This is a genomic window from Bacteroidota bacterium (assembly GCA_039111535.1).
Taxonomy (GTDB): domain Bacteria; phylum Bacteroidota; class Rhodothermia; order Rhodothermales; family JAHQVL01; genus JBCCIM01.
Map to the genome: position 1 here is coordinate 1 of JBCCIM010000308.1, position 4,778 is coordinate 4,778.

Consider the following 4,778-nt stretch of genomic DNA (forward strand, 5'->3'; position numbering starts at 1 on the left):
CTTTAATGTAGAGATGCGTCTAGCTCTTGTGATTTAGCACGGACCAAAGGCCCCGGAGACACATCTATTGAGCGCAATGTACTTTATGGTATCCCCGCACATTGGATAAATAAATTTTTCTGAACACCCCTGGTTCGGTGTTCGATATTCCCCCATCCTCCCTACGACGCGCCAAGTACCGACTGGTGTTCTTCCGGGGGACTGTTGTTATAGAGCAGGGCTTCGAGGTGTGCTTCTACAGCCCTTAGCGAAGTCAGCGACAGTGTTTTGGCTTCGTGGCCGCGTTCTTTGAGGACGAAAGCACCGTTGTCTTTTTCGATGAGGACCAATTCGCATACCCCTTTTCTCCGAAGCACTTTGCGGGTTCGGCCGTGCGTGCTTTCATACACAAGGAGCGTATATTCACTGTACTTGTTGTGGGCGATGGTCACGAGGTCATCCTGTTCGTAAACCGTAGCTGCATGCCGGCATCCTGATGCCAGAAACAATACAACACATACCGCCCAAAAAGATATCCGCATGCCCCTGCCTCATATCAGGATTATTAAAAGCCACCTTTACGGCATCGACTGCCCTCCCCCATACTTAATAAATAGAACTTCATCGAATTTTTTCCAGGCACGGGTTGCATCCCCTCGTATCGCGCTTTATCTTTGCCCCATGAATTTACATGCGAGACAAATAGCTCATACTCAGAAACTGTGGTGGCACGTTCTACCGCAGGGGTCTTTACTGTATTAGATGCGCTTATTTGTTTAAGTACATAGAGCATTACAGATTTCACCCGCTGCTTCACTTTAAAGGCAGCGGGTTTTTTATTTTCTCATAATTGGCATGCATTACGAAGAATTTCTTGACGTCGTTGAAGCAGAACGGGCCGCAGGCCGGCACCAGGTGATCATCCCCCTGGCCCGCCGCTGCAGTGCAGACTTGCTCACACCCGTATCTGCTTTCCTCACATTGCGGACCAACGGGCAGTGTAATTTCTTGCTCGAAAGCGTAGAAGGCGGTGAAAAGCTCGCCCGGTACTCTTTCCTCGGCAGTAATCCCTTCCTGCGGGTCGATTACCGAGACGGCGTTGTACACTACGACGTCCGAACCAAAGACCTGCCCTTCACGCTGCCGGCACCGGACCAGCACGACATTTACGAAGTGCTCGAACATATCATGAGCAGCTATAAAGAAGTCAAACGGCCAGATATGCCGCGTTTGACCTGCGGCGCTGTGGGCTACCTCGGGTATGACACCATAGCTTTGATCGAAAAAATGCCGCCTCCCCCACCAGACGATCTCGTCCTGCCTGACGCGGCCTGGTGTTTTTACGATTCGCTTGTCGCCTTTGACCATGTTAAGCACCAGCTTGTGCTGATGGCTTCGGTCTTTATCAACGAGTCAACCGACTTGCAGGCAGTTTTCACCCGGGCATCAGACAGGCTCGCTGCACTCGAACAAAAACTGCGCAAGGCATCTTTTGAGGTACCGGCGCAGGTGAAATTGCAGTCGCCGGAATTGCAGTCCAATACCACGCGAGACAATTTTGAAGCGGCCATCAACAAAGCCAAACACTACATCCACGAAGGCGACATTTTTCAAGTTGTGCTGTCGCAGCGCTTCTCGGTGCCTTTTGAAGGAGACCACTTCAACCTCTACCGCTCGCTGCGCCAGGTGAATCCGTCACCTTATCTCTTTTATATCGACTATCGCGACTTTACACTCGTGGGGTCTTCGCCCGAAGTATTGGTACGCGTAGAAGAAGGCAAAGCTGAAGTGCTGCCCATTGCCGGCACGCGCAAAAGGGGTAGAACGGTAGCCGAAGACAAAGCGCTCGAAGAAGAACTCCTCGCTGACCCCAAGGAACGCGCAGAACATTTGATGCTGGTTGATTTGGGGCGCAATGACCTCGGCAAGGTGTGTGCGTTCAGCTCGATAGAAGTGGATCGTTATGCCTTTGTAGAACGGTACTCACACGTGATGCATATCGTCTCGTCGGTCATCGGACAGATGCGAAAAGGGTTGAGCCCGCTTGATGTGCTCAAAGCCTGCTTTCCGGCCGGCACCGTTAGTGGTGCACCGAAAGTGCGGGCGATGGAGATAATTGGTGAGTTGGAAGTATCAAAACGCGGCGTCTACGCAGGAGCTGTCGGATACCTTGACTATTCAGGAAACATTGACACCTGTATTGCGATTCGCACGATGGTTGTCCGCGATGGCATGGTACACATCCAGGCCGGCGCCGGCATCGTGGCTGATAGCGCACCACACTTAGAATTTAAAGAAACTGAAAACAAGGCCCGGGCTTTGAAGCAAGCACTTCACGTAGCAGCAACGGACCTCTTATAGCATAGAATCATGGAATCTGTAGCAACTAAAGCTGATCAACCAACAAACCCAAGTCATCCAACCGTGGTGGTCTCAGGCATTCAGCCATCGGGCGTTTTGCATATTGGCAATTACTTTGGTGCGCTTCGCCAGCATATCGAATTGCATAAACAGCACGAAGCGTACTACTTCATTGTAAACTACCACGCGCTCACGTCTTTGAAAGACGCAGAAGCGCTGCGTAAATATTCTATCGATGTCGCACTGGATTACCTGGCGCTGGGTTTTGATCCGGAGAAGGCAAGTCTGTTTCTCCAGAGTGATGTCCCGCAGGTTACCGAACTTGCCTGGATTTTCTACAACCTGACACCCGTCTCGCAGTTGGAAAAGGGCGTCTCGTACAAAGACAAAGTAGCGCAAGGCCTGACGTCCAACGCCGGCCTGATGAACTACCCTGTACTGCAGGCTGCAGACATCCTCATTTATGGAGGATCGCTGGTACCCGTCGGGGCTGACCAGAAGCAGCACATTGAAATCACCCGCGACCTCGCCCAGCGGTTCAACAACACGTATTGCGGCGAAGACAACCCCATTTTCCCGGTCCCCGACCCGCTAATTATGGATGACGTAGCGGTAGTGCCGGGCGTTGATGGCCGCAAAATGTCCAAGAGCTACAACAACGCCATTGGCATTTTCGACGAAGGCAAAGCGCTGAAGAAAAAAGTCATGGGGATTGTCACCGACTCCACGCCGCTTGAAGAACCCAAAGATCCAGACAAAGACAATGTGTTTGCGCTGATCAAGCTGTTTGCTGACGAAGCAGAAACTGAGCGTGTTGCAGCAGCTTATCGCGCCGGCGGATATGGATATGGCCATGCTAAGAAAGAACTCCTTGGCCTCATTACCGACTATTTTGCAGAGGCCCGCGAACGCCGGCGAGATCTGGCAGCCCGCCCGGATTACGTAATGGACGTCTTGCGGGAAGGCGGCAAAAAAGGGCGCGAAAAAGCCGATGCGTTTATGGAAAAAGTTCGGACTGCAACCGGCCTCATCACGACACGCCATTAAGCAGCAACGTTACACCTAAAGGGCCCACAACGTCCAAGAAAACAGGTTTTAGTATCAATGATCATCGTTATCGACAACTACGACTCGTTCACGTATAACCTGGTTCACCTCGTCGGCGCGCACACAACAGACATCGAGGTGATCCGCAACGACGTGCAGACCGTTGATGAAGTGCTCGCAAAGGCGCCGGCAGGCTTGCTTATTTCGCCAGGACCAGGCAGACCGCAAGATGCCGGCATTACTAAAGCCCTCATCGAACGCGCCGGACCACAAATTCCTTTGCTTGGTGTATGCCTAGGCCACCAGTCTATTGGCGAAGTATTTGGCGCCAAGGTAGACTACGCCCCTGCCCTGATGCACGGCAAAACCAGCAAAATTTTCCACGATGGACAATCGATTTTTGAAGGCATTGAAGACGGGTTTACTGCAACGCGTTATCATTCGCTGGTCGTTAACCCTGACACGGTACCCGACACGCTGGACGTCACCGCAAAAACAGAAGACGGGATCATCATGGGGTTACGTCACAAAACCTTCCCGATCGAGGGCATCCAGTTTCATCCCGAAAGCATCCTCACTGAAGCCGGCGCTGCGATGGTCGCAAACTGGCTCAAGCAGGTTGCCAATTTCAACACCGCCGCTGTTTCAAGATAATCCGGACGCCTAACCACCCCTGCCATGCGTGAGTATCTCAAAATTATTGCCGCCGGTGAGCAACTGGCCCAGGAACAGGCTGCTGCAGCGATGCATCTGATGATGAAAGGCGAAGCTGAGCCTGAACAAATTGCAGCCTTGCTGATGGGACTTCGCACCCGCGGTGAAAGCCTCGACGAACTCATTGGATTTACCCGCGTCATGCGGGAATATGCAGTCCCCGTTGCGCTCGACGACGCAGATGCAATTGACCTTTGCGGCACCGGGGGCGACCAGAGCGGCACCTTCAATGTGTCCACAACAGCAGCATTTGTGTGCGCCGGCGCCGGCGCAACCGTTGCCAAACACGGCAACCGGTCCATTTCCTCAAAATGTGGCTCGGCAGATGTTTTGGCAGAACTGGGTGTAGAAATTGAACTGGGCAAACCAGGTGTTGAACATTGCCTGCAAGAAGCCGGCATTGCATTCATCTTTGCCCCCTTCTTCCACCCGGCCATGAAATACGTGATGCCGGTCCGAAAGAAGCTGGGCACCCGCACTTTTTTCAATATCCTAGGCCCGTTGTGTAACCCCGCCGGGGTGCGCCGGCAACTCGTAGGGGCATTCAGTTTGGATGTCGCCAAAACAATGGGCAAAATCTTGTATGCACTGGATGCGGCGCGTGTGGTTACCGTGCACGCAGCAGATGGCCTGGATGAAGCATCTATTGCTGCACCTACACACACGTTTCAGTTTGA

The 4,778-nt window shown here is 52.6% G+C and carries 5 protein-coding genes; 4 read left to right on the plus strand and 1 reads right to left on the minus strand.

Translation table 11 applies throughout. The features are described from left to right. Nucleotides 1-161: 161 nt before the first annotated feature. Nucleotides 162-521: a hypothetical protein gene (locus tag AAF564_26025; protein ID MEM8489031.1), complete on the minus strand. Its 360-nt coding sequence runs from the start codon at nt 519-521 to the stop codon at nt 162-164. A 313-nt stretch (nt 522-834) separates the two neighbouring features. Here AAF564_26025 and trpE point away from each other — a divergent pair, with 313 nt between their 5' ends. The 4 genes from trpE to trpD all read left to right on the plus strand — a co-directional run. Continuing rightward, complete coding sequence (gene trpE, locus AAF564_26030) at nt 835-2,340, plus strand: anthranilate synthase component I (protein MEM8489032.1); 1,506 nt, start codon at nt 835-837, stop codon at nt 2,338-2,340. A gap of 9 nt (nt 2,341-2,349) precedes the next feature. Next, nucleotides 2,350-3,387 carry a tryptophan--tRNA ligase gene (gene trpS / locus AAF564_26035; GenBank protein ID MEM8489033.1) on the plus strand — a complete coding sequence of 346 codons (1,038 nt, stop codon included), beginning with the start codon at nt 2,350-2,352 and terminating at the stop codon, nt 3,385-3,387. A gap of 57 nt (nt 3,388-3,444) precedes the next feature. Then, nucleotides 3,445-4,041, plus strand: a complete 597-nt coding sequence (locus tag AAF564_26040) for an aminodeoxychorismate/anthranilate synthase component II (protein ID MEM8489034.1) — start codon at nt 3,445-3,447, stop codon at nt 4,039-4,041. A 24-nt stretch (nt 4,042-4,065) separates the two neighbouring features. Next, the coding region (gene trpD, locus AAF564_26045; GenBank protein ID MEM8489035.1) for an anthranilate phosphoribosyltransferase at nt 4,066-4,778 on the plus strand (713 nt) is incomplete at its 3' end.

Excerpts from the sequence above, each read along its gene's own strand:
- AAF564_26025 (MEM8489031.1), bottom strand. The coding sequence starts at position 521 with ATGCGGATATCTTTTTGGGCGGTATGTGTTGTATTGTTTCTGGCATCA.
- trpE (MEM8489032.1), top strand. The coding sequence starts at position 835 with ATGCATTACGAAGAATTTCTTGACGTCGTTGAAGCAGAACGGGCCGCA.
- trpS (MEM8489033.1), top strand. The coding sequence starts at position 2,350 with ATGGAATCTGTAGCAACTAAAGCTGATCAACCAACAAACCCAAGTCAT.
- AAF564_26040 (MEM8489034.1), top strand. The coding sequence starts at position 3,445 with ATGATCATCGTTATCGACAACTACGACTCGTTCACGTATAACCTGGTT.